General features: G+C 72.4%; 17 protein-coding genes. 8 read left to right on the top strand and 9 right to left on the bottom strand.

What is annotated here, in order from left to right:
* From ACZ5SK_RS03520 to ACZ5SK_RS03485, 8 genes are all read right to left on the bottom strand, one after another.
* Positions 1-1,143 (bottom strand): RNA polymerase sigma factor, encoded by a 1,143-nt coding sequence (locus ACZ5SK_RS03520; protein ID WP_334582903.1) that lies wholly within the window; start codon positions 1,141-1,143, stop codon positions 1-3.
* Positions 1,136-1,558 (bottom strand): YciI family protein, encoded by a 423-nt coding sequence (locus ACZ5SK_RS03515; protein ID WP_334582904.1) that lies wholly within the window; start codon positions 1,556-1,558, stop codon positions 1,136-1,138. The genes ACZ5SK_RS03520 and ACZ5SK_RS03515 overlap by 8 nt, the downstream gene beginning before the upstream one ends.
* Before the next feature lie 119 nt (positions 1,559-1,677).
* Complete coding sequence (locus tag ACZ5SK_RS03510; protein ID WP_334582905.1) at positions 1,678-2,919, bottom strand: ABC transporter substrate-binding protein; 1,242 nt, start codon at positions 2,917-2,919, stop codon at positions 1,678-1,680.
* 20 nt (positions 2,920-2,939) lie between these two features.
* Complete coding sequence (locus tag ACZ5SK_RS03505; RefSeq protein ID WP_334582906.1) at positions 2,940-3,902, bottom strand: hypothetical protein; 963 nt, start codon at positions 3,900-3,902, stop codon at positions 2,940-2,942.
* Entirely contained in the window at positions 3,899-5,320 is a 1,422-nt protein-coding gene (locus ACZ5SK_RS03500; protein WP_334582907.1) for a VWA domain-containing protein, read from the bottom strand. The genes ACZ5SK_RS03505 and ACZ5SK_RS03500 overlap by 4 nt, the downstream gene beginning before the upstream one ends.
* Before the next feature lie 103 nt (positions 5,321-5,423).
* The gene (locus tag ACZ5SK_RS03495; RefSeq protein WP_334583804.1) at positions 5,424-7,565 is read right to left on the bottom strand and encodes a tetratricopeptide repeat protein; all 2,142 of its coding nucleotides are present in this window, start codon (positions 7,563-7,565) and stop codon (positions 5,424-5,426) included.
* A gap of 10 nt (positions 7,566-7,575) precedes the next feature.
* Positions 7,576-9,276 (bottom strand): trypsin-like peptidase domain-containing protein, encoded by a 1,701-nt coding sequence (locus tag ACZ5SK_RS03490; protein WP_361704267.1) that lies wholly within the window; start codon positions 9,274-9,276, stop codon positions 7,576-7,578.
* Between the two features lie 73 nt (positions 9,277-9,349).
* A complete protein-coding gene (locus tag ACZ5SK_RS03485) occupies positions 9,350-10,081 on the bottom strand; it encodes an AfsR/SARP family transcriptional regulator (protein WP_361704270.1) in 732 nt (243 codons plus the stop codon).
* A 443-nt stretch (positions 10,082-10,524) separates the two neighbouring features.
* Between ACZ5SK_RS03485 and ACZ5SK_RS03480 the strand changes: the two genes are divergently transcribed.
* From ACZ5SK_RS03480 to ACZ5SK_RS03470, 3 genes are read left to right on the top strand one after another with little or no spacing between them, the layout of a single operon-like run.
* The gene (locus tag ACZ5SK_RS03480) at positions 10,525-12,075 is read left to right on the top strand and encodes an esterase/lipase family protein (RefSeq protein ID WP_334582910.1); all 1,551 of its coding nucleotides are present in this window, start codon (positions 10,525-10,527) and stop codon (positions 12,073-12,075) included.
* A 24-nt stretch (positions 12,076-12,099) separates the two neighbouring features.
* The gene (locus ACZ5SK_RS03475) at positions 12,100-12,819 is read left to right on the top strand and encodes a peptidoglycan-binding protein (protein ID WP_361704273.1); all 720 of its coding nucleotides are present in this window, start codon (positions 12,100-12,102) and stop codon (positions 12,817-12,819) included.
* Between the two features lie 9 nt (positions 12,820-12,828).
* On the top strand, positions 12,829-13,500 hold the full coding sequence (locus ACZ5SK_RS03470; protein ID WP_361704276.1) for a peptidoglycan DD-metalloendopeptidase family protein: 672 nt from the start codon (positions 12,829-12,831) through the stop codon (positions 13,498-13,500).
* Positions 13,501-13,531: 31 nt separating this feature from the next.
* Here ACZ5SK_RS03470 and ACZ5SK_RS03465 read toward each other — a convergent pair whose 3' ends face one another.
* Positions 13,532-15,994, bottom strand: coding sequence for a SpoIIE family protein phosphatase (locus ACZ5SK_RS03465; RefSeq protein WP_334582913.1), 2,463 nt, complete (start codon positions 15,992-15,994; stop codon positions 13,532-13,534).
* A gap of 140 nt (positions 15,995-16,134) precedes the next feature.
* On the opposite strand from ACZ5SK_RS03465, the gene ACZ5SK_RS03460 reads away from it, so the two are divergent.
* The 5 genes from ACZ5SK_RS03460 to ACZ5SK_RS03440 all read left to right on the top strand — a co-directional run bounded on the left by ACZ5SK_RS03460 (position 16,135) and on the right by ACZ5SK_RS03440 (position 22,821).
* Positions 16,135-18,198 (top strand): SpoIIE family protein phosphatase, encoded by a 2,064-nt coding sequence (locus ACZ5SK_RS03460; protein WP_334582914.1) that lies wholly within the window; start codon positions 16,135-16,137, stop codon positions 18,196-18,198.
* Between the two features lie 111 nt (positions 18,199-18,309).
* Positions 18,310-19,551, top strand: coding sequence for a hypothetical protein (locus ACZ5SK_RS03455; RefSeq protein WP_361704280.1), 1,242 nt, complete (start codon positions 18,310-18,312; stop codon positions 19,549-19,551).
* Positions 19,552-19,692: 141 nt separating this feature from the next.
* Positions 19,693-21,552 carry a phage tail sheath family protein gene (locus tag ACZ5SK_RS03450; protein WP_361704283.1) on the top strand — a complete coding sequence of 620 codons (1,860 nt, stop codon included), beginning with the start codon at positions 19,693-19,695 and terminating at the stop codon, positions 21,550-21,552.
* Positions 21,553-21,563: 11 nt separating this feature from the next.
* A complete protein-coding gene (locus tag ACZ5SK_RS03445) occupies positions 21,564-22,085 on the top strand; it encodes a phage tail protein (RefSeq protein WP_093771588.1) in 522 nt (173 codons plus the stop codon).
* Positions 22,086-22,089: 4 nt separating this feature from the next.
* Complete coding sequence (locus tag ACZ5SK_RS03440) at positions 22,090-22,821, top strand: hypothetical protein (protein ID WP_334582917.1); 732 nt, start codon at positions 22,090-22,092, stop codon at positions 22,819-22,821.
* Positions 22,822-24,468 lie beyond the last annotated feature (1,647 nt).

Below are 24,468 nucleotides of genomic sequence, written 5' to 3'. Positions count from 1 at the left end.
CTACGACAGGCGGGCGTTGAGGCGGGCGGCCTGGCGGGTCAGGTGGTCGCGTTCGGCGAGGTTGGGCGCCTTGCGGGCCGCCTCGGCGTACAGCCGGGCCGCCGTCGCCAGGTCGCCGTCGCGCTCGTGGAGGTGGGCCGCCACCGCGGTGTGCCGGGGCAGCGAGTCGTCCAGCGCCGCGAGCGCGGCCAGGCCGGCTCGCGGTCCGTCGGCCTCGCCGACGGCCACCGCGCGGTTGAGCCGGACGACCGGGCTGTCGGTCAGCCGCGTGAGCTCGTCGTACCACTCGACGATCTGCACCCAGTCGGTCTCCTCGGCGGTCGGCGCGTCGGCGTGGAGGGCGGCGATGGCGGCCTGGGCCTGGAACTCGCCGAGGCGGTCGCGGGCGAGGGCCGTCTGCAGGATGGCGACGCCCTCGGCGATCGACTTCGTGTCCCAGCGGCTGCGGTCCTGCTCGGCGAGCGGGACCAGGCTGCCGTCGGGCGCGGTCCGGGCGGCGCGGCGGGCGTGGTGGAGCAGCATGAGGGCGAGCAGCCCCGCCACCTCGGGGTGGTCGATCGCCGCCGCGAGCCGGCGGGTGAGCCGGATGGCTTCGGCGGCGAGGTCGACGTCGCCGGAGTAGCCCTCGTTGAAGACCAGGTAGAGGACGCGCAGGACGGTGGCGACGTCGCCGGGCCGGTCGAACCGCACGCCGGAGACGGTGCGCTTGGCCCGGCTGATCCGCTGGGCCATGGTCGCCTCGGGCACCAGGTAGGCCTGGGCGATCTGGCGGGTGGTGAGGCCGCCGACGGCCCGCAGGGTGAGGGCGACGGCGGAGGACGGGGTGAGCGAGGGGTGGGCGCACAGGAAGTACAGCTGGAGCGTGTCGTCCACGGCGGGCGTGGGGCCGGGCGCCGGCTCCTCCTCGACACGGTCCTCCCGTCGGCGGCGTGCGGTGTCCGCGCGGGTCTGGTCGAGGAACTTCCGCCAGGCCACGGTGACCAGCCAGCCCTTGGGATCGCGGGGCGGGTCGGCCGGCCAGACGCGGACCGCCTCGACGAGCGCGTCCTGGACGGCGTCCTCGGCCGCCGCGAAGTCTGCTCCGCGGCGGACGAGGACGGTGAGCACGCTCGGCGTGAGGCTTCTCAGCAGTGCCTCATCCACCGGCGTGGCAGTCCATGTCGCTGGGCGAGGCCGCGTAGAACGGGCGCAGCTCCAGCCACTCGTGGATCGGCTTCCCGCCGGCCCCGGGCGCGGCCGACAGCTCCCCGGCCAGCTCGACGGCCCGCTCGTAGCTGTCGACGTCGATCACCATCCACCCGGCGATGAGGTCCTTGGTCTCGGCGAACGGTCCGTCGGTGACGGGCGGGCGCCCCTCGCCGTCGTACCGCACCCACGTCCCCTCGGGGGCGAGCGCCTGACCGTCGACGTACTCCCCGCTCTTCTCCAGCCGCTCCGCGAAGTCCCGCATGTACTGCACGTGCGCCGAGATCTCCTGTGGCGTCCACTTCTCCATGGGCACGTCGTTGACCGCGGCCGGGGCTCCGCGGTAGTGCTTCAGCAGCAGGTACTTGGCCATCGTGGTTCTCCTCGGTACTGGTGCGACGGTACTGGTGCGACCCCTTTGTGGTCGCGTTCATAGCAGGGACGGAGCCGGCCGCGGGTTCTCGACATCACGGTGCGCATTGTTTTCACGCGCTACGACGAGCTCGTCAGCGTCGCGCAGAGCTTGTCCGAGGGGACGGGGGACTTCCCCAGCTTGTGCTGGACTTCGTCGAGATCGTCGAGGAGGCCGGTGGGGTCCTTCGTGCCGGCGGTCGCGTAGTCGAGGACGGCCCGGTAGAAGGCGGCCGACACATCGGGGGTCATCGTGTCGGCCGCGCCGAAGCACAGCGTGTAGCCGGAGTCCGGCCGGAGCATGCCGGCTATCCGCTGCTGGACGGCGTCGTCGTAGCGGGTGACCCGGCTGTCGGCGGAGAACGCGGAGCCCGCTTGCTGGTTCACCCAGGACTGCTGGGCCTTCGTCCGAGCGAGGTAGGCGATGAACGCCTCGGCGCTCGGATTGTCATCGGTGAACATGCCGACGAAGTCCGCCGAGACCTCCAGCCGGCGCGTCGAGGAGGACGGCACGTAGTCGTGGCTCTGCCCCTTCCTGAACCCCATCGCGGACAGCGCGCCGTGGGCGAGGGAGCAGGTGCGGGGTGTGCCGGCCATTCCCGCGGCGGCCTCGCCGAAGTTGCGGACGGCGGCGCCTTTGACACCGCTCCCCACGAGGTTGCGCCAGGTGGTCCAGGCCTGCTTGAGCGGGGGCGAGTTCCATTCCAAGGTGCCCGAGAGCCACTGCTTGTAGGCGTCGCCGTCGCCCTGGGCGAGCAGGATGTCGGCGATCCAGTCGGCGCCGGGCCAGCCGGAGGTGGGGCCGGACTCCAGTCCGAGGCACCAGGTCCCGGTCTTGCGGAGGTCGGCCGGCGAGGGCCGTCCGGTCACCGCGGGGTCGAACCAGACGAGGCTCTTGACGTCGACTTTCACGGGCACCGCGTAGACCTCGCCCCGCACCTTCGTCAGCCCGCGGAACGGCTCCAGATAGGCGTCCGTGGGGACCCGGAGCGGTTGTAGCTTCCTGTCCTTCTCCGCTTCCTGGTCCGCGTACCGGTAGATGGCTCCGACGCTCGGCAGCATGGCGAGGTCGGGCGGCGCCCCGGCCGCCACCGCGGCGTCGAGCTGCTGGGTCAGGGCACGGGTGACCTGCACGTCCACCTGGATGCCGGTGTCGTCCTCGAAGGACTTGACGACCGAGTAGAACGCCTGGAACTCGTTGCCGGACCAGGGGATCATGATCGTCACCCGGTCGTGGCCGGGGCCGCCGCCGCAGCCGGCCGCGGCCAGTAGCAGGCCCAGGACGAGGGCGCAGTGCGCGAGGCGCGCCGACAGTGTTCTCATGGCCGTTTCCCTGACCGTGGTCATGAGCGCGGGAACCTGTACTCGGCGAGGCGGGGGCGGTAGCCGAGGTAGGCGAGCGCGGCGGCGGCCGCGAGGAGGCCCAGGGCGAGCGTCGTCGTCAGCCAGTGTCCGATCAGCGGATGCCGGCTGAGCGCCTGGGCGTCGTGCCGGCACAGCAGGCTGGCCGTGATCCCGACCGCCGCGGTGGCCGCCAGTGCGAGGACCAGCTGGGGGCTGACCCGGCGGCGGAAGCGGCGTACGACGATCCGGCTGGTCGCGAGGACGCACAGGAGCAGGACGGCCGCGGGTCCGACGAGCAGGGACCAGACGTAGGCGGGGCTCAGCCAGTGCGACTCACGCTGGGCGTCGAGCGCCTGTCGCTGCATGTTCTCGAGGTCGGTGAGCGATGCCTTGAGGCCGCCGGTGCCCGGGATGGGGTCGTCCGTCCCGGGTTCTCGCGCGTTCGGGGCGGTCAGGGCCTGCCGGGCGGCGGTCAGGCCGGCCCGGCCGCTGCGGGCGTAGTCACGCACCGCCGTGTTGGCGAGCTGGATGCAGGTGGTCAACTGGCCCTGGAGGAACTGGAATTGGGCCTGTCCTCGGCTTCCGGCCGCGTTGCCCTCGGCCGCCGAGGTGACGAGGGTGTTCACGCGTGCGGTGTCGTTGGCGAACTCGGCGCCCGTGCCGATGAGGGTGACCTGGCCGGTGTCGGCGGCCTTCGCGAGCGCCTTGTCCGCGGCCACGGCCGTGTCACGTGCCTGGACGATGTCCTCGATGGCGCCGTCGGTGCGTCTCGCGGCGGCCAGTTGGTCGTCGGCCCGCGTCGACACCAGCAGATACAGCAGTGCCGTGGCCAGCACCATGGTGATCACGCCCGCTCTGAGCCAGCGCAGCACCCGCACCGGATGGACCGCCCGGGCCCGTGTTCCCCAGCCGGTCACCGCCTCGCGCAGGGACCGTCGGGGCTCCGTGGTCGCTGCGCTCATGCGGCATCCACCGGGGTGCCGTCCGTCGTCGCTTCGTCGAAGCGGTGGCCGCAGTTCTCGCAGAACCTGGCGGAGCGCGCCGAGGTCGTCGCCCCGCAGCGCGGGCAGTCGCGCGTGGACGGGCCGTCGGCGGGCGGGAGTTCGAGGGCGTCGACCGGCGGGGCCGCGGTCCTGGTCGATTCGAGGCCGAGTCGTTGCACCTGTCCGCGGGGCGCGTCGCGGCGGACCCGCAGCCTGCCGTCGGGGCCGGTGACCGACACCGAGCGCAGCAGCCGCATGCGCGCGGTGTCCCTGAGCTCCTCGGCGAGTCCCACCGCGATGCGCAGCTCGCGGTCGGCGCGGTCGAAGTCCCTTCGCTGCTGGGCGTCGGCGCAGGCCCGCATGGCCATGCCCAGTTCGTGTTCGTTCTCGACCCGGGTGAGGTCGGCGGACGGCGGGATCCCGAACCCGGGTGTCCCGCGCCGTCGTACGACCATGGCCGTGGGGGCGGAGCACGGCAGGCGTGTTCCGTCGCTCTGTTCGGCGTGCAGGGTGATGCGGGCGGCGCGCAGGTTCTCCTCGACGGTCAGCGTCTCGGGGTCGAAGCGCAGCGACACCTGGTACTGGCGTGTTTCGGGCGACCAGGAGCCGAGCGGGACGTGGATCTCGTCGCCGTGCGGCTGACGTGCCGTCAGTTCTGCTTCCACGGGACGTGTCTGGCGTACGAAGCCCAGCTGGAAGCGGTCGTTGAGGCGCAGGCCCAGGTAGACGCGGGCCACGACGATGCGCTGGGCCTGCTGCATGATGCGGGTGAAGTCCTCGGTGAGGTCGGAGACGGTGACGACGGCCTCGGCGGCGCCGTGCAGGGCCTCCGTGATCCGCAGCAGTTCCGCGTAGTTCCAGTCCTCGCCGAGTCCGCGCGCGTCGCACACGAAGCGGTCGGTGCACGCCTCCAGCACGCTGTCCAGCTGCTGGGGCGTCTCGTGCTCGTCCTTGCCGTCCGTGTAGAGCACCGCGTGGCGCACGGTCCCGGGGGACGTCACCGACGCGAACAGCCGGTCCGCGCAGGCCAGCCACTGGCCGATGGCCGTGCCGCCCTCGGCGAGCTGGCCGATGATCCGGCTCTTGGCCTCCTGCCGGGCCGCGGCGTCGACGAGGGCGAGGCCGCCCGTGGTCGGGTAGACGACCTCGGCCTTGTGGTTGCCCGCGACGATGCCCAGGAGCGTCCCGTCCCGCAGGGTGTCGACGGCCGCGCACATCGCGCGTTTCGCCTCGTCCAGCTTGCCGTGGCCGCGCATGGACAGCGACTTGTCCATGATGAGGATCTCGGCGGCCCCCGTCCGGGGGACCGCGTCGGCGACGGATCGGGCCCCGACGGTGACGAGGGCGTCCGCGCGGGTCTCGTCGTAGGCCAGGTCGGACGGCGCGTCCACGTCCACTTCGAAACTGAGCCCTGTTAAGGGCGGGCTGTCCCCCACCGGCATCACCCGACTGTGTCCTCAAGTGTCGCTACGCGTCCCCTGTTTGTCCCTGCGTAGCGGGTCAGGAGCTTAGCGTGTCGGGTGTGGCTGCGAAACGGGTACGGCGGGTTCGGCTGCGGCGGCCCGGCCAGCCCCGGGCCGGCACCGGCCGCAGCCGGTTCGCCAGGTCCACCAGGGCGACGTACGCGCGTTCGGTGGGAGCGTGGGCGCCGAGCCCGCGGACCGCTTCGGACAGCTTCAGCCGGTCGTGGGTGCGCAGGAACTCGGCGTACTGGATCTCGGCCCCGAGGCCGGTGGCCGCGGCGTCGTCCGCGTGGAGGCCGTCCAGCGCCGCTCGGGCCCTGGTCAGGTCATCCTCGGTGGGCGCGGTGTGGTCCGGCTCGGCGAGGACCGTGACGAGCAGTCGGACGGCCGCGACGCGCGCCTCGCGTTCGTAGCGGAACTCCTCGGTCAGACGCTCGGCGGTGGCCACCGCTTCCGCTCGCCGGTCGGCCAGCAGGTGTACGCGGGCCAGGCCGAAGCCGGCCGGGCCGATCGCGGGGGTGGTGTCGAAGACGGTGCCGTAGTGCGAGCGGGCGGCGTCGCGGTCGTCGCGGAACTCGGCGCACAGGCCGAGCGCGAGCTGCGGGATCAGTTCACCCGGCAGGGTCTGTCGGACCTCGGTGAAGTGGCCGACGGCTCTCGGCACGTTCTCGCGGGCCAGCGCGATCAGACCGGAGTACCAGGCGTGCAGCCAGTGCCAGTCGGGCAGGTCCGCGCGGGCGAGGGCCTCGGCGGCCCGGTCCGCGTCGCCGCGGCGCAGGGCGAGCCTGCTCTCGGCGAGCGCGTTCCCGGCCGAGTCGCCGACGCGCGGGTCATCGGGATCGGAGAGGGGGGTGGGGAGCGCCGCCGCCATGTCCTGGGGGCGGGGGCAGGAGAACGGGGCGGGCATGGTCAGCGTCGCGTCGTCGGTCGCGACCGCCCGGACCCAGTGGTCGAGCGGTCGCGGCGCGCCCAGTCCGCCGTGCAGCGGCTCGGTGATCGAGCCGAACAGCGCCGACGGACGGGCCACCTGGCGACGGGCCGGCGGTGCTGCCACGATCTGCCGGATCACTCCGCTGAGCTGCTCCCCGAACTGACGCGAGGAAACGAATCTCCGCTGGGGCACGGCGGTGTCCGTGGCGCGGTTCAGGAGCAGCATCAGCGAGTCGACTCCGGGGGCGGCGCGATCGGTGCAGTGCGAGCGGCACACCTCCCGCAGCGTCTTCCCGAGCCCGTACAGGTCGAAGCCGGGGGTGGGCTGCAGATGCTCCGGGTCGCCCTCCGGGGGCGCGTAGGGCGCGGTGTACGCGACGATCGGCCCGGGTTCGTCCTGGGACCGCACCGCGCCGAAGTCGATGAGGCGGACCCGGTCGAGGGGCCGGGCGGAGCCCGCGGAGCCCTCCTCCCGGAACCGGATGATGTTCAGGGGCTTGACGTCGCAGTGCAGCAGGCCCCTGGCGTGCAGGTAGTCGAGCGCCTGAAGGATGCGCACCCCGTGCCCGAGGAGGATTTCGAGCCGGTCGCCCTCCCGGGCCGAGAGCGGCTCGCCCGGGACGTACTCGAGCACCAGGTGCGGCCCCTCGGGCTCGTAGCCCAGGATGCGGACGATGCTGTCGTGCCGGAGTCCGACCAGTATGTTCCGCTCGTGCTCGGCCGTCCTGGCCACCGACCTGTTGAGGACCTTGAGGACCACCCGGGTCTCGAGGTTGCGGTCGTGGGTGAGGTAGGCCGCCCCGTAGGCCCCCGAGCCGAGGACGCGCTCGACGTCGTAGCGGCCGGCGAGGGTGAGGCCCTGGGGCTGGGCGAAGTCGAAGGCGGTGCCGCAGTGGGGGCAGAATCCCGCGGTCCGGCCCGGCTCGTCGCCGTGGCCCCTGCCGACCGGTTTCCCGCACACGGGATTCGCGCAGTAGCGGTGTTCCTCGGGGACCGGGCCCGCCGTGGGGGAAGGTATCTCCGGAAGTTCGGGGGCGTGGTCGGCGTCGATCAGGCCGAGGCCGTACCAGGGGTCGGGCCGCACCTGCGCCACGCCGACGCCGGCCCCCTGCGCCGGTACGGCCGTGGCGGCGGGTGATGCGGCGGGCCGGGCGGCGGCGCCTTCCTGCGGCAAGGGCTGCCGGTCGCACCTCGGGCAGAAGCCCTGCTCGTCGATCTCGCCCAGGCCGCAGTCGGCGCGGTTGCACATCGGCACGGCGTCACCCTTCGTCGATCCGGCGGTTGACCTCGTCGGTGTAGCGCTTGACCAGCCGGCGGGCGGCGGTGAGGTCGATGGGTACGGTCTGCAGCGCACGGGCGGCGGGGGCGTGGAGGTCGGCGAGCCGCCGGTCCTCGTCGCCGAAGAACCGCGCGGCGCGCACACGGTGCAGTTCCAGGCTCGTGCCGAGGTCGTCGTGGCTGAGGATCTGCCGCCGCAGGGCGCGGTCGAACCCGGCGAGCTCGGCGCGGGCCTCCACGGCGCGGTCGTGGACGGCGGCGAGTTCGGGGTTCGGCTCCGTGGTGCGGGCGACGGCCAGCCGGACCCGCAGACGGGGTGCGACGCTGTTCGGCAACCGTGGGGCGGCGAAGAACTTCCCTCCCCAGCGCGCCCACAGCCGGGCCGCCGCCTCCTCCTCGTCGGCGAGCTGCCCGACGACGGCCTGGGCCTCTGCCGAGGTCACGCTCCGGGAGGGCGACCCGCCGATCGGGGCGGGGTCGAGGGACACGTCATGGGCGAGATCGGCGGGCGGCCGGTCCTCGAAGCCCAGGACGAGGCGCAGTCCGCGCGAGCGGGCCCGGCCGGCCAACGGCCCCAGCAGGTCCCGGACGAGTGCGGCGGGGTCCGCTGCCCGGTCGACGCGGCCCACCACCAGACACGCGGGCGGCCGGCGGTGCACCAGCCGGCGCACCGCGTCACGGTCGTTCTCCGCGCGCAGCCCGAACCGGCCCAGCAGATAGCGGCGCACCTCGGCGACGGACTTGCCGCAGGCGTCGTAGGCCGCGTCGATGGAGCCGAGCCCGAGGACCGTGCCGCCGGGCGCGCCGGTCAGCTCGGCGTCGGAGACGGCCGCCCGGGCGGCCGGGTCGGCCGTGCGCACCAGACGCACCAGCCATGAGGAGCCCGCCCCGACCGAGGCGTCGGTGCCGACGACGACGGTGCCCGACCATCCTCCGTCGAGCAGCCGGGTGAGTTCCTGGGTGAGGGCGAGTCGCAGCGGGTCGCCCAGCACGTCCTTGGGCAACTCGCCGCCGGACGGCCCCAGTTCGTCGGCGCGGTGGCCGCCGGCGAACTTCTGGATGCCGGGCAGGTAGGTCAGCAGCGTCTCGGTCGGCATCATCCAGGCCGCCCTGGCGTCGCCGTCGTCGTAGTCGGCGACCACGAGGCCGATGACCTTCCCTTCGAACTCGCCGTCCAGGGCCACCACCCCGGCGCCCGAATAGCCCGGCTGGATCCAGGGGTCGCCGGCGCGTATCCGTTTCAGCAGTCCCCACTCGCCCTGGCGCCAGCCGGAACCCGCCAGTTCGGCGTCCGTCCCCATGCCGTACGGCTCGGCCTGCGGAAAGCCGTAGACCCGCACCCTGCCGCCCGAGATGGGCACCTTCCACAGGGCGGTCCTGGTGCCGCAGTCGACGGGCTCGCCCAGGGCGAGCAGCGCCACGTCGCCGCGCCGCGCGCCCTCCTCGTGCACCCACGATCCCGGGACCACCCGGGCGGTGCGCATCCACTCCGGACCGCACGCCACACTTCTGATCCGCACGTGGTCCGCGATCCCCTGCGGCTGCGCCTCGGCGCGGCGGACGACATGCGCGCAGGTCAGCACGTGTCTGTCGTCGAGCAGCACCCCCGCACCACAGGGGGTCCCGCGCTCGTCGTCCACCCTCACCCGCCACGGGTTCTCGCTGTGGTGATGCAGCGCCATCTCTCCACAGTATGACAACTCCCGCCCCATGAGCCCGAGTTGTCGGCATCGGACGCCGAGGGCGCCGAGGGTCTCAGTACGATCGGCCGAGCCGCCCGGGGAGCATCCGGGCGAACCGGGGCGAGGGCTCGACGCCCAGTTCCTCGTTCAGCAACCGGCGGAAGGCGTGGTAGTGGCGCACCGCCTCGCTGACGTTGCCCTCGGCGAGATGCGCCGAGACGACGGCCCGGTGCGCACTCTCCCGCAGGGGTTCCGCGCGCAGGCTCGCCCACGCTGCCTCCATCGCCAGGGCCGGTCTGCCCTGCCGGATCAGGGCCTCGGCCAGGGCGTCGAGTGCGTGCAGCCGCAGTTGCCGCAGGCGTTCCCGCTCCACCAGGACCCAGTCCTCGTCCCAGCCCGGCAGCAGGTCCTCGCCGACCAGGAGCCCGAGCGGCCGGCGGGCGTCAGGGGGTGGGCCGCAGCCCCTGACCACGCCGAGTGCCGTCCGGGTGAGGGTGTGGACGTCCACGCGCAGGGCCGGGGCGATGAGCAGCGCGTCGCGGCAGCAGGCGATCAACGGCGGTTCTCCGCGCGGCAGTTTCCACAGGGTGGTGCGCAGGCTGCCCCGGGCGTGCTCCTCGGTGACGTCGGGCCACAGCGTGCCGGCGAGGACCGTGCGGGAGACCCGGCTGCGCAGCCCCATGAACGCCAGGAGCCGCTGGCCGTTGCGGCACAGTTCGACGGCCCCGGTCCCGGTCTCCAGCCGGAACTGGCCGAGCAACCGCAACCGGGGAGGAGGGAACGCCACCTTGATCGCCTCGCTCACAGTGTGGTGCGTGAGCGCGCGCCGTCGAAGGCTCGCTGCCCGGCCTCGCCGGCGGCGCGTCACGGGTGATGATTCGCTGGTGCAACGCCGAGGGCGTGCCGTCCGTCGAGGGCGTGCCGTCCAGGGCCGAGGGCGTGCCGTCCGTCGAGGAGACCTCCGTATTCCAAGTCTCGGCCCGCTGACCACGCGGTGCAACTCCGTCGCCTCGCGTGGCCGGTGACGGCAGGATGACGCCGTGCTGACGGCGGCTCCGTAACGTGGGAGGCGGCCACTGCTTCGGCTACGACGTCGTCCTTGCCGACCCCGCGGATCCCGGCTTCGGCCCGGATCGATGAGGAGGTCGCGATGCCCTGTCGCGATGCCCTGTCTCTCCCACGTCTTCGCCGACCGCCCGGACGCACGGCTTCCGGACGTCGGTGAGCGCCGACCCCAGGCGGACCGTCATGTCCCAGTCCCCGAAACTCCCCGTCATCTACGTCCGCGGCTTCGCCGGCGGCCAGTCGGGCATCAACAACGCCGTCGCGGACCCGTTCTACGGATTCAACGAGGGCTCCACGCACATCCGGGTCGGACCGGACGACGAGCCGGACTTCTACCAGTTCGAAAGCCCGCTGTTGCGGCTGCACATGGACGAGCAGTACCAGATCCTCGTGGAGGGCAGCCAGGAGAACTACCTGGACACCCAGCCCGCCATTCCGGCCGACACCATCTGGATCCACCGCTTCTACGATCCGTCGGCGAGCACCTGGGGAGGAAAGCCCAGGGAATTCCGCATGGAGGACGCCGCGGAGGATCTGTACGAGCTGATCAAGAAGGTCACGGCGAAGTCGGGGACGCAACGCGTCCATCTGGTCGCGCACTCCATGGGCGGTCTGATCTGCCGCTGTCTGATCCAGAAAATCCTGCCGGAGGCACAGGTCAAGCCCACCGACGTCGTCGCCAAGTTCTTCACCTACGGCACCCCGCACGGGGGCATCGCCTTCGACTTCGGCTTCGGCGCGCTGGAGCGGCTGCGGGACGCGATCGGCGTCAACGGCGCCGAGATCTTCGGCCGTGAGCGGATGCACCAGTACCTGACGCCGGGCGCCGGCGCCGAGCAGAAACCGAAGGACGACTGGGATCCCCGCTCGATGACCCCCGTCGACGAGGCGTACGCGTTCCCGCTCCGTCAGGTCTTCTGTCTGGTCGGCACCGATCCGGCCGACTACGACGTGGCGTACGGTCTGTCGTCCGCCGTGGTCGGGCCGCGCAGCGACGGCCTGGTGCAGATCGACAACGCGTACGTCCCCGGCGCCCATCGGGCCTATGTGCACCGCAGCCACAGCGGACGCTATGGGCTCGTCAACTCCGAGGAGGGCTACCAGAATCTGCGGCGCTTCCTGTTCGGCGACCTCATGGTCGAGGCCGACCTCGTCGACCACCGCATTCCGCGGCGCAAGGACACGGCGTGGCAGGCGGAGGTCGCTCTGTCGGTGCGCGGTCTGCAGATCGTGATGCACGAGCGCAAGAGCGCCCAGTGGTGTCCGATCCAACTGCAGAACGGGATGGACAGCGTGCCCGCGGAGAGCGTGCCCGGGCAGACCGGCCCGGGCTCCGACGGGGCGGTCCCGCTGGCGCACACCTTCCTGTGCGAGAACCTGGCCAGTCCCCAGGGTTCCGGCTCCATGCGGTACGCGCTGCATCTGCGGATCCTGTCCCTGCGCACCCGCGCCAACGGCTTCCTGGACTTCCAGGACCACATCGAGCAGACGGCGGACTTCGACGACATCCTCGTCGTCGACGTCGCCGGCGACAACGGCTCTCCCGCGCTGCGGGCCACCTGGAACTCCGCCATCTCGGGCCCCATCGGCCAGTACGAGCAGACCGGTTCGGTCCTCGTCGACGAGGACGCCGCGCCCGGCACATGGGTGGCCGGCATCCCGCTGCCCGCCACGACCCGACCGATCCTCGGTGACGACGCGCGGATCCGCCTCACCGTGACCGGCTGGAACTGACGAGACGAGAGGAGCCGAGCCGTCATGGTCGCCCTGTCCAACGTCCGCTTCGGTAAGAAGAACGAGGACGTACGCACCGTACAGAAAGCCCTCATCGCCCGAGGACACAAGATCTCCGACGGCGCCACCGGCCTCTTCGGCGAACAGACCAGAGCCGCCTACCGCGCCGAACAGATCGCCCAGGGCTTCAAAGGAGCCGACGCCGACGGCACGCCCGGCTGCACCTCCCTCACCGCCCTCGGCCGCCACGCCGGCTTCAAGGTCGACTGCACCGGCGCGGCGCCCGCCTCCGGCGGCGGACGGCTCAGCCTCGCCCAGGTCACCTACCGCGACCCCGGCGACGACTCCGGGGAGGCCGCCATGCAGCGCTACGCCCGTACGGCGTGTCAACTGACCGGCATGGACCCGAAGTTCGGGGTTCCGGCGCTCACGACCATCACCAAGCGCGAGTCCGCCCACAACAGCCCGAAGTTCCGGGTGAACACGACGGACGTCAACGCGCACGGGCCGAAGGCCGCCGACGGTCACCCCCTGAACTGCTCCCGCGGCGCCACCCAGTGCATTCCGACCACCTTCGCCGCCTACCACCAGGCGGGCACCGCCACCACGCCCTACGACGTGGTCGCGGACATGTGCGCGACGGTCAACTACGTACGCGCCCGCTATCACGTGAACCGGTCCGGCTCGAATTTCGCCGCCCTCGTCCAACAGGCGGACCCGCACCGCGCTCCCCACGGATACTAGGAGCCCGTCATGGTCGCCCTGTCACACGTCCGCTTCGGCATGAAGAACGAGGACGTACGCACCGTACAGAAAGCCCTCATCGCCCGAGGACACAAGATCCCCGACGGCGCCACCGGCCTCTTCGGCGAACAGACCAGAGCCGCCTACCGCGCCGAACAGATCGCCCAGGGCTTCAAAGGAGCCGACGCCGACGGCACACCCGGCTGCACCTCCCTCACCGCCCTCGGCCGCCACGCCGGCTTCAAGGTCGACTGCACCGGCGCGGCGCCCGCCGGCAAGGGGCATGTGCCGTCGCCCGTGCCGGGACACAAGGTCACCTTCGCCTTCTACCAGCCCGGCCCCTACCAGTGGCGGCCCGACGGTGTCGGCCGGCACACCGGGGAGGACTTCGCCGCCAGGCCCGGGGTTCCCGTGGTCGCCGTGCGCAGCGGCACCATCGCCTGGTCGAACGGCGCCGGCGACGCATACGGCCAGTGGATCGGGCTGGCGGCGGACAACGGTCACGTCTACACCTACTGCCATCTCTCGCAGCGGCAGGTGAAGGCCGGGCAGAAGGTCGCCGCCGGGCAGCAGCTCGGAAAGGTGGGCACGACCGGCAACTCCACCGGGCCGCATCTGCACTTCGAGATGTCCAAGGGCTCCCACTGGTCCTACGGCAACGTCGCCAAGCCCAGCTGGTGAGCCGACGGGCGCCCCGCCGGACCCGGCCTTGTCACGGGATCTCCTGCTCGGCCCAGATGATCTTTCCGGCGGTCGTGTACCGGGCGCCCCATCGATGGGCGAGCTGGGCCACCAGGAAGAGGCCGCGGCCCCCTTCGTCCGTGATCCGGGCGTGTCTCAGTCGCGGGGCGGTGCTGCTGGCGTCGGAGACCTCGCAGGTCAGGCGCGAGTCGAGAAGGAGCCGCAGCCGGATGGGGGGTGTGGCGTAGCGGACGGCGTTGGTGACCAGTTCGCTCACGATGAGTTCGGACGTCATGGCCAGCTCCGCCAGCCCCCAGGCCGCCACCTGGCGTGTCGCCCGGGCCCGGACCTCGGCCACGGCGGCCGGGTCCGCGGGGACCTCCCAGGAGACGACGTGGTCGGCGGCCAGCGCGTGCGTGCGGGCCAGGAGCAGGGCGATGTCGTCGGGCTGGGGCACGGGCACCAGCCGCTGCACCGCCGAGGTGCACATCGTCCCCAGATCGGTGCCGGACCGGGCCAGTACCTCGCCGAGCCGGGTCATGCCGTGTTCCAGGTCACGGTCGGCGCCCGCGATGAGGCCGTCGGTGTAGAGGCCGATCAGACTGTTCTCGGCGAGTTCGATCTCGGTGGACTCGAACGCCATCCCGCCGAGCCCCAGCGGGGGCCCGGCCGGCGGCTCGGGGAAGGACACCTGTCCGCCGGGGGCGACGACGACGGGCGGCGGGTGTCCGGCCCGGGCCATCGTGCACCGCCTGGTGACCGGGTCGTAGACGGCGTACAGGCAGGTCGCGCCGAGGAAGGCGGTCGTGCCCTGCTGGGCCGCCGTGCCGTCGGTCTTCTCGGCGCTCAGCCGCAGCACGAGGTCGTCGAGGTGGGCCAGCAGTTCGTCCGGCGGCATCTCCATGTCGGCGAGGGTCTGCACCGCCGTGCGCAGCCGGCCCATGGTCGCCGCGGCGGCGATGCCGTGCCCCACCACGTCGCCGACGACGAGCCCCACCCGGGCCCCGGACAGCGGGATCACGTCGAACCAGTCGCCGCCCACCCCGTCGGTCGGGTCCGCGGGCAGGTAGCTGGAGGCCACCTCCAGCGCGGTGCCGCCCGCCAGGGCGTGCGGCAGCAGACTGCGCTGCAGGGTGACCGCCGCCGTGTGCTCCCGGGTGTACCGGCGGGCGTTGTCCACGCACAGCGCCGCCCGCGCCACCAGTTCCCGGGCCAGCAGCACGTCGTCGGGCCGGAACGAGACGAGATTGAGCGACCGTACGAAGGTGGCGAGGCCCAGGACGGTGTTGCGGGCCCGCATCGGCACGGAGATGAGGGAGTGCAGTCCGAACCGGCGGATGTTCGCCGCCCGCTCGGGCTCTTCGGACCGCCACACCTCGTCGGACGGGTCGAGGACCGGGATGAGGATCGGCTCGCCGTCGATGAGCAGCTGCGCGTCGTGCGTGGGAGGAACGAAGTCCACCGGGTCGCCGATGCGGACCACGGCCTCCGGGCAGCCCTCCCGCACCGACGCCATCCCGGCGCGCCGCATCACCGGCTTGGCGGGCGCGGGTCCCGCGTCGGTCAGCCACGCGCCGTGCCCTTCGGTGCTGAGCACCGGCTCCAGGAGGTCGACGACGACGAAGTCCGCGAAGCGCGGGACGGCGAAGTCGGCTAGCTCCTGGGCCGTGCGCATCACGTCCAGCGTGGTGCCGACCCTCGCCCCGGCCTCGTTGACCAGCGCCAGCAGTTGGCGGGCGGTCCACCGCTCGGTGACGTCCTGGACCATGTAGCAGACCCCGGAGACCGAGTCGTCGGCGCTCACCAGCGGGAAGAAGGACGTGGAGTAGGCGCGCCGGCGGTGCGGGTCGGCCCAGCTCCAGCCGAGGTACTCGTAGTCGGTGATCGGGGCCCTGGTCTCCAGGACCTTGCGCATCAGCCCCTCTATGGCCTCCGCCTGCAGCCCGGGCAGCAGCTCGCTCAGCCGGCGCCCCAGCCGCTGGGGGCGGGGCACACCGCCGAATCGTTCCAACGTGTCGTTCAGCCACACGTAGCGCAGTTGCAGATCCATCACCGCCATGCCGACCGGAGAGCGGGTCAGAAACCCGTCGAGGACGGACTGACCCAGCGTCCACTGCCGGCTCTGCCCGCGTGCGGAGAGCAGAAAGCACTCCTGCGCACCGACACAGAACGACGCGGAGACCCGCAGGTCGACGTCGACGGCGTGGCCGTCCCGGTGCCGCAGCAGGACCCGACCGCTCCACCCCATGCCCGCGCGGCAGCGCTCGGCGACGCCGGCCACCCGCGCCGGATCCCGGTCCATCGCGGCCAGGTCGGCGGCCGAGCGGCCCACCACCTCCGAGGCGGGGTGGCCGAGCAGCGCCTCCGCGGCGCGCGTCCAGCCGACCACGACACCGTCCGCGGACACGACCGCCGCCGCGTCGGTGGACGCGTCGAGGAGATCACGCGCCCCGGTGGGCATCGGGGCGTCGGAGTCTTCTCGCGCGAAATCCATGGGTGCGCCGTCCTCCACATCACCATGGTCCTGCTTGTCCGTCCGATCCGCACGGCACCGCCGGCGCCCGCCGAAGCCCCGCTCCGCTACCGCACACGGCGGCCGGGAGGGAGCATGGAAGGGCTGGAGGAGGTTCCGCGATGACAGCCGAACCCACCCGGTCCGACGGTGACGTGTACCGCTCCGCGCCCCCGCCCACCGGTCTGCTGGACATGCTGAGCGTGTCCGCGATGGTCCTCGACGCCGACGGGCGCATCGTGTTCTGGACCCCGCAGGCGAAGGAGCTCTTCGGGTACACCGCCGACGAGGCCCTCGGCAAGTACGCGGCGCGGCTGTTCATCCACTCCGAACATCTCAGGGCCGTGGTGAGGCTGTTCACGGAGGTGCTGGAGACCGGCCGGAGCTGGGCGGGCACCTTCCCCATCCGGCACAAGGACGGCAGCAGCCGTCTGATGGAGTTCCGCAACATGCGGCTGCTGGACGACGTCGGCGACGTCTACGCCCTGGGCATCGCCGCCGACCACACCCTGCTCCAGCGCGTCGAGACGGATCTGGCGCTGTGCGAGCGGCTGATCACCCAGTCCCCGATCGGCCTGGCCCTCCTCGACCCCGACCTGCGCTACCTCCTCGTCAACCCGGCGCTGGAGCGCATCGACGGCATCCCCGCCGAGGACCATGTGGGCCGTGGCCTCAGGGAGACGCTGCCGCTGACCGACGTCGACACCATCGAGTCCGCGCTGCGTCAGGTGCTCACCACCGGCACGCCGCTGCTCGACCAGTACCACGTGGGCCGCCCGCCCACCGACCCCGACCACGAGCACGCCTGGTCCCTGTCCTTCTACCGGCTGGAGGACCCCGGCGGGCGGGTCCTGGGCGCGGCCGCCTCGGTCGTCGACGTCACCGAACGGCACCGCGCGGCCGCGGAGGCCGACCGGGCCCGGCGCCGCCTCGCTCTCATCGCCGACGCCTCCGTGCGCGTCGGCACCACGCTGGAGGTGGAGGAGACCGCCCGGGAACTGGCCGAGATCGCCGTCCCCCAGCTCGCCGACGTGGTCGCCGTGGACATCCTCGACTCCGCGCTCGCCTGCCGCCGCGCACGCCGGCCGGACGACGGCCCGGAACTGTTCCGCGCCCTCGCGCTCAAGGCGGCCCACCCCACCGTGGCACTGCGCGCCGCCGACCCGCCCGGTGACCTCGCGGCCTACGACGGCGACCGGCTGGTCACCCTGTGCGTGCACACGGGCCGGCCGGTGCTGGTGCGGCACGTCGGCGACCAGGACCTTCCCCGTATCGCCCGGGACGCCGAGGCCGGCTCGCTGCTGGCCCGGGCCGGCGTCCACTCGTATCTCGCGGTGCCGCTGATCGCCCACGGCGAGGTGCTCGGCGCCCTCGACCTCAAGCGCACCGGCAACCCGCTGCCCTTCGACGAGGACGACGTCGTCCTCGCCTCCGAGCTGGCCGGCCGGGCGGCCGTGGCCATCGACAACGCCCGCTGGTTCCAGAGCGTGCGCAACACCGCCCTCACCCTGCAACGCAGTCTGCTGCCCGACCACGCACCCCACCAGACCGGCCTCGACCTCGCCTCCCGCTACCAGCCCGCGCAGGCCACCAGCGAGGTCGGCGGCGACTGGTACGACGTGATCCCGCTGACCGACGACAAGACGGCGCTGGTCGTCGGGGACGTCATGGGCAACGGTATCGACGCCGCCGCCACCATGGGCCGGCTGCGCACCGCGACCTGCGCCTACGCGGACCTGGACCTCGAACCCGGGTCCGTGCTCCAGCACCTGGACAAGATCACCTGCGATCTGGAGCACTACATCGTCACCTGCCTGTACGCCGTGTACGACCCCCGTACCAGGCAGTGCCGCATGGCCAACGCGGGGCACATGCCGCCCGCGCTGGCGGGCCCCGGCCATGCCCCCCGGCTGCTCGACCTGCCCTCGGGCGCCCCGCTCGGCGTCGGCGGCGTCCCCTTCGAGACCACCACGACCGACTTCGTCCCCCGCGACCTGCTGGTCCTCTACACCGACGGCCTCGTCGAGACCCGGCACCACTCCATCGACGACCGCCTCGACGTCCTCCTCAACTTCCTCGACGAACCCGAACGGCCCATGGAGGAGATCTGCGACCTCCTGCTGTACGGCCTGCGCCACCCCGACGACCACGACGACGTCGCCCTGCTCGTCGCCCGGATCCTGTAGGCCGTGGACCCGCTCGACCCTCGTATGTCTGAGGTTCCCGCGGGAGCGGTCGGGACATTGACTGCTCCCGGATCGACAACTCCACGGGCACACGAGGATCGGGGGATCCTGATGTACGGGTCAGTACGAGGCAGACGCAGGGGAGTACGAGGCGGCCTCGCGGTCGTCTGGAGGTGGTGTCTGCTGGCGGCGGTCCTGGTCGGCGCGGCCGCGCCGACGGCGCACGCGTCCGGGGCGGCGCCGGTCGCGCCCCGGGACGCGCCGACCGCCGCGCGGGCGGTCGAGGTCCCGGCCGGGGTGACCGCGGGGGTCGCGGTCTTCGACCGGCAGACCGCGACCTTCACCGAACAGCTCAATCCGCGGATGCGGTTCCGGTCCGCGTCGGTCGTCAAACTGCTCATCGCACTCGACCACCTGTGGAACCTGGGCCCCGACTACAGCCTGCCCGCGGACGACCGTGCCCGGCTCGACACGATGCTGCGCTCCAGTGACGACGCGAGCGCCTCGTACTACTGGGCGCAGAACGGCGGCAGCGCGATCGTCACCCGGATGGTCGCCCGCCTCGGCCTCGCCGACACCGCGGGGCCGCCGGCGGGCTACCCGGGCTTCTGGGGCTACACGGCGCTGTCCGCCGCCGACACCGTACGGATCTACCGCTACCTCCTGGACAGCGCGCCCGAGCCGGTCCGCACCCTCGTCATGGGCGACCTGCGGCAGTCCACGCGGTGCGGCACCGACGGATTCGACCAGCGCTTCGGCATCCCGGCATCGTTCGAGAAGCCGTGGGCGGTCAAGCAGGGCTGGTCGGGCTTCGGTGACTCCGGCAACTGCACCGAAACGACCGCCGTCACGGGCGCGACCCCGGCGAAAACCGGGGCGGGAGCCAGGGCGGGGGCCAGGGCGGGGGCCGGGGCGGGGGCCGGGGCGGACGACGTGGATCTGACGCAGCGGGCACTGCACACCACCGGAACCGTCGGGGCCGGCGACCGCTCGATCGTCGCCGTGTTCACCCTCCAGCCGACGAGCACCACGTTCGGCGCCGCCTACACCAACCTCAACCGGCTGGTCCGCTCCCTGAACGTGCCCGGGGGCGTGCACCCGGCCGGCACCTGGTTCGGCACCTGGGGCACGGACGTACGCGTCCGCGCCGGTACGACCACCTCCTCGACCGCGCTCACCAAGCTGCCGGCGGGAGTGGAGGTGCTGATCCGCTGCCAGAAACAGGGCCAGCAGGTCGAGGTGCCGCCGTACGTCAACGACTGGTGGGCCTACCTGCCGCTGTACGGCGGCTACATCACCAACATCTACGTCCGGTCACCGGACAACCAGTTGCCGGGCGTCCCCCTCTGCTGACGCCAGGTCGGCTCCTCACCTGATCGACGCAGGCGGCAGCCCTTTCATCGCGCAGTGTCACGAGACGTGTGTATACGGTGAACACGGATCACGACCAGCATTCCTCCAAGTCGTTGCGTCCAGGAGGAGAAAGGGGCCGGCATGCCGGTGAACGTCACCTACCCGGGCGTCTACGTCGACGAGGTCAAGAGTTCCGTCAGAACCATCACGGGCGTACCGACCTCGGTCGCCGCGTTCGTCGGCTACGCGCCGCGCGGCCCGGCCGACCGGCCGGTGCACATCACCGGCTGGGCCGACTACGAGGCCGTCTTCGGCGGGCTGCAGGCGAAGTGCCCGATGAGCTACGCGGTCTACCAGTTCTATCTGAACGGGGGGAGCGAGGCGGAGATCGTCCGGGTGGTGAAGGAGGACCCGCTGGTGGTCCACCTGGAGCTTCCGGGCGGCCCGCCCGCAGCGGCGGCCACCCAGCCGGCGTCCACGCCCGCGCCCGCGCCCGCCGCGGCGGGCGGCAGCGGCGGCAGCGGCAGCGGCAGCAGCAGTGGCAGTGGCAGCAGTGGCAGCGAGGGAGGGGACAACGCTGCCACCTCCGGCACCTCGGGGGAGGGCGCCGCCTCCGACGACAAGAAGAAGGGGAAGGGCGCGGCCGACGCGAGCGGCAGTGGCAAGGCGGCCGCGTCCTCCACCCCTTCGAGCGGGGCCACGAGCACCCCCACACCCGCCCCCGCCGCCGTTCTCGTCGCCGCCTCCCCGGGACGGTGGGGGCTGAATCTCCGAGCTCGGGTCGACTACGACACCTCGGAAGGCAAGGACACGCCGGATTCGAAGCGCAAGCTGTTCAACCTGACGGTCCACGACGTGGAGACCCGTGCCCAGGAGCGATACCTCAACGTCAGCATCGAGCCAGGCAGTCCACGCAACCTGGAAACCGTCCTGCAGTCCTCACGGCTCGTCCGTGCCGAGACTTCCGCCAAGGCGATCCCGGCACCCAGCCCGGACCCGGACCCCAAGGATGCCGATCCCTTCAACTCAACGACAGCAGACAAGAAACCGTGCTGCTACGGCCCGAGGGAGGACGACGACGGAGCCGCGGAGCTTCCGGAACCGACCATGTACACCGGTAACCCGGCCGACAAGACCGGCCTGTACCAGTTGTTGAAGACGGACATCTTCAACATCCTGTGCCTGCCGGACCAGTTCGAGGCCCCGGGTGCCGCGAAGAGCGTACGGGATGCCGCGCTGAAACTGTGCCTCGACCGGCGTGCCGTCCTCCTCGTCGACCCACCTACGAGCTGGACGGGTGACCTGGACTCCGTCCTCGACGGACTGGCAGGCGTACAGGGCGACGAGGCCGACAAGAACGCCGCGCTGTACTACCCCCGCGTCCTCGCCCCGGACCCCCTCCTCGGCGGCGCCGTCCGGCCCTTCCCGCCCTGCGGCGTCATGGCCGGTGTCCTCGCGCGGACCGATGTGCAGCGAGGGGTCTGGAAGGCACCGGCCGGCACGGACGCCTCGTTGAGCGGGGTCAGTGATCTGGAGGTGCCGCTGACCGATCTGGAGATCGGGCGGCTGAACCCCGTCGGCGTGAACTGTCTGCGGCGGCTGCCGGCCGCCGGGCCGGTCGCCTGGGGAGCACGCACCCTGCGCGGGGCCGACCGCCTCGCGGACGAGTGGAAGTACCTCCCGGTGCGCCGGCTGGCCCTGTTCATCGAGGAGAGCCTGTTCCGGGGCACGCAGTGGGTGGTGTTCGAGCCCAACGACGAACCCCTGTGGGCGTCGGTCCGGCTGAACGTCGGCGCCTTCATGAACTCGCTGTTCCGCGCGGGCGCGTTCCAGGGCCGGACTCCTCAGGAGGCGTACCTGGTCAAGTGCGACAAGGACACCAACCCGCAGAACGACATCGACCGGGGCATCGTCAACATCCACGTGGGCTTCGCCCCGCTCAAACCCGCGGAGTTCGTGATCGTGCACATCCAGCAGCTCGCCGGACAGATCCAGGTCTAGGAGGACGACCGATGCCGGAAGTCACGCGCCGGGACCCCTTCAAGAACTTTCGCTTCCGGGTGAAGTTCAGCGGGGAGACCGCCTATATCGCCGGAATCAGCAAGGTCAGCGGACTCAAACGCACCACCGAGGTCATCCGGCACCGCGACGGCGGCGACCCGGGCACCAGTCGCAAGCTCCCCGGCCGCACGGAGTACGAGGCCATCACCCTGGAGCGCGGCTGCACCATCGACACCGCGTTCGAGGAGTGGGCCAACAGGGTCTGGAGCCTGAAGAACTCGGCGGGCGGTCTGGAGACGTCCCTGAAGGACTTCAGGCGGGACCTCGTCATCGACGTCTTCGACGAGGGCGGCCAGCAGGTGCTGTCCTACTCCGTGCACGAGGCCTGGGTCTCCGAGTACCAGGGGCTTCCCGAACTCGACGCCGGCTCCAACGCCGTCGCCTTCGAGCACATCAAGGTGGAGCATCACGGCTGGGTGCGGGAGCACACCAACCCGCCGCAGGAGCCGCAGTTCAGCGACACCGCCGGGTGACCTCATGCCGCATCGACTGACGGAGGCGAACGTCCTGGAGGTGTGGGAGGGCGGGCTCGGCGGCACCCCGGCGGCCCGCTCCCTCCTGCTCGCCTCGGTGGCGGCGCCTGCCGGTAGGGACGTCGCGGACCTGCCCCTGAGCGTCGTCAACGCCCTTCTGCTGGAGCTGCGTTGCGGCGCTTTCGGCAACGCGCTGCCCTGTACGGCGGACTGCCCGGCGTGCGGTGACAGCCTCGATGTGACCGTGGCGGCCGGGGAGTTGAGGCCCGCGGGGGCGGGCGCGGACGCCGACCCGGGGGGCCGCGTGCCCGCTACGGCGACGCTGACGACGTACGGCATGACGGTCACGTACCGGGCCCTCACCGGCCGCGACGTCCGGGCCGTCGATCCTACGGCGCCCCGGGCGCGTCGCAGTCTGCTGCGCCGGTGCGTCGTGCACGTCAGTCCACCCGCCGAGGAGCTGCCCGACGAGGTCCTCGAGGACGTGGCCCGACGGCTCCCGGAGCTCGACCCGGGGGCCGACACCGTACTCGTCCTGAACTGCCCGCAGTGCGAGCACCGTTGGGAGGCCGCTCTGGACATCGGCGACCACCTGTGGACCGAAGTCTCCGGCTACGCACGCAAGTTGCTGCACGAGGTGCACACCCTGGCGCGGGCCTACGGCTGGTCGGAGGCCGAGGTGCTGGCGGTCAGCCCGGCGCGGCGGCAGTTCTATCTGGAGGCGAGCGCCGGATGAACGACTTCGTGGACCGGGTGCTGGGGGCGCCGGGACCGCGGCTCAGGCCGCTGACGCCGAACGTGTTCGACCCGGGTGCGCCGCGACTGCCGAGCGGTCAGGGTGGCCCTGGCCGCTCTCACGAGCCGGATGCGGCGCCCGTCCCGGACACGTCGGAGGCCTTGTCCTCCATGTCCTCCATGCCGCCGGGCGAGCCGGGCTCGGCCGGGCACTCGTCGTCCTCGCCGCCTCTCCCGGGAGACCGGCCCCGGGCCGCCGACAGCGATACGGCAGAGCCGCCCGGACGGACGTCCCGGACGTGGTCAGGTGCGGACGCTCCGCCGGCCGGTGACCGTCCCGTTCCGGTCGACACGGGCCGGCCAACCGGCGTGGAGGGCGGCGCTTCCGCACCTGGCGAGAGCCCCGCTCCTCGTCCGAACCGCTCGCCTCGCGCCACTGCGGCGACGCCGAAGGACATGCCGAGCGTGTCCTCGCCGGGCCGGCGCGCCGAGGCGCCCCCCACGGACTCCGCGGTAGCGCCACCGGCACAGGCACCGGGCGGGCACCCGAAACCCCGGAGCGCCCGCCTCAAGCCCCGGACACCCGGCGCCCCGGGGACGGCGGCCAAGACCGAAGACACCGCCCCGCACGCCTCGAAGACGGGGACGACCGACGACACCTCGGCACACACCCCGACGACGACGGCAGCGGCGGCGGCGACCAACGGCACCTCGCCGCACGCCCTGACGACGCCGTCCGAGACTGGGCACGCCGAAGCGTCGGCGCGCAGCACGTCCGCTGCACCGAGTACGCGGGACACGTCCCGAAGAGCTTCCCGCGTGCCACCCGAGGCTCACAGCGCGTCGCCCCGTGAGCCGGCCCCACCGCCCACACTCCAACACACGCCACCGCCCAGCCCGACGACGCCTCCCCCGTCCGACGGCATGCGACCACCCGCCCCGGCTCGGTCCCACCGGCCCGAGGACACCTCACCGCACCACCCGGCCACCTCTCACCGGGCTGAGGAAACCTCGCCACACCACCAGGCCGCTGCTCCCCAGGCCAAGGACACCTCACCGCACCACCCGGCCGCTGCCCCCCAGGCCGAGGACACCTCGCCACACAACCCGGCCACGCCTCGCAAAACCGAGGCCGCCTCACGACGCCAATCGGGCCCGTCCTCCCCGCCCGAGGGAAGCTCGCGGCACCACTCGGCGCCGCCCGCCGGGCCTCCGGTCGCGACACCGGAGGTCCCGGACTCGACCCGCAAGGGCCGGAACGCGCGGCCGGACCCCGAAGGCGTGCGGCCATACAGTGCGGCGACGCCACCACACCGCAGCGTCGTCCCACCACACGGCACCGTCGCGCCAGCACACGGCCCGGACACGCCCGGTTCGCCCGGCACCCCGGCGACCCACTACCCGACAACCGGCGCCGAGCACGTCCAAGGATCCGCGGTGCACGCCGTCCGGCCCAGCCCGCTGCCGAGCGCCGAGAGCGCACACAACCCGGTGCCCTCGGCCGAGGCAGACGCCGAGGCAGCAGTGAAGCTGACGGTGCCCGAGGCAACGGCCGTCACCCCCGCCCCACCGACGTCGATGGCCGCCACGTCCCCGACACCCCCCGAACCGTCCCGGCCCAGGGCCACCACGCCCCCGGCACCCTCCG

The organism is Streptomyces sp. NPDC031474, assembly GCF_055581185.1.
The sequence above is the reverse complement of the archived record's forward strand: the minus strand, read 5'-3'. Positions and strand labels throughout refer to the sequence as shown.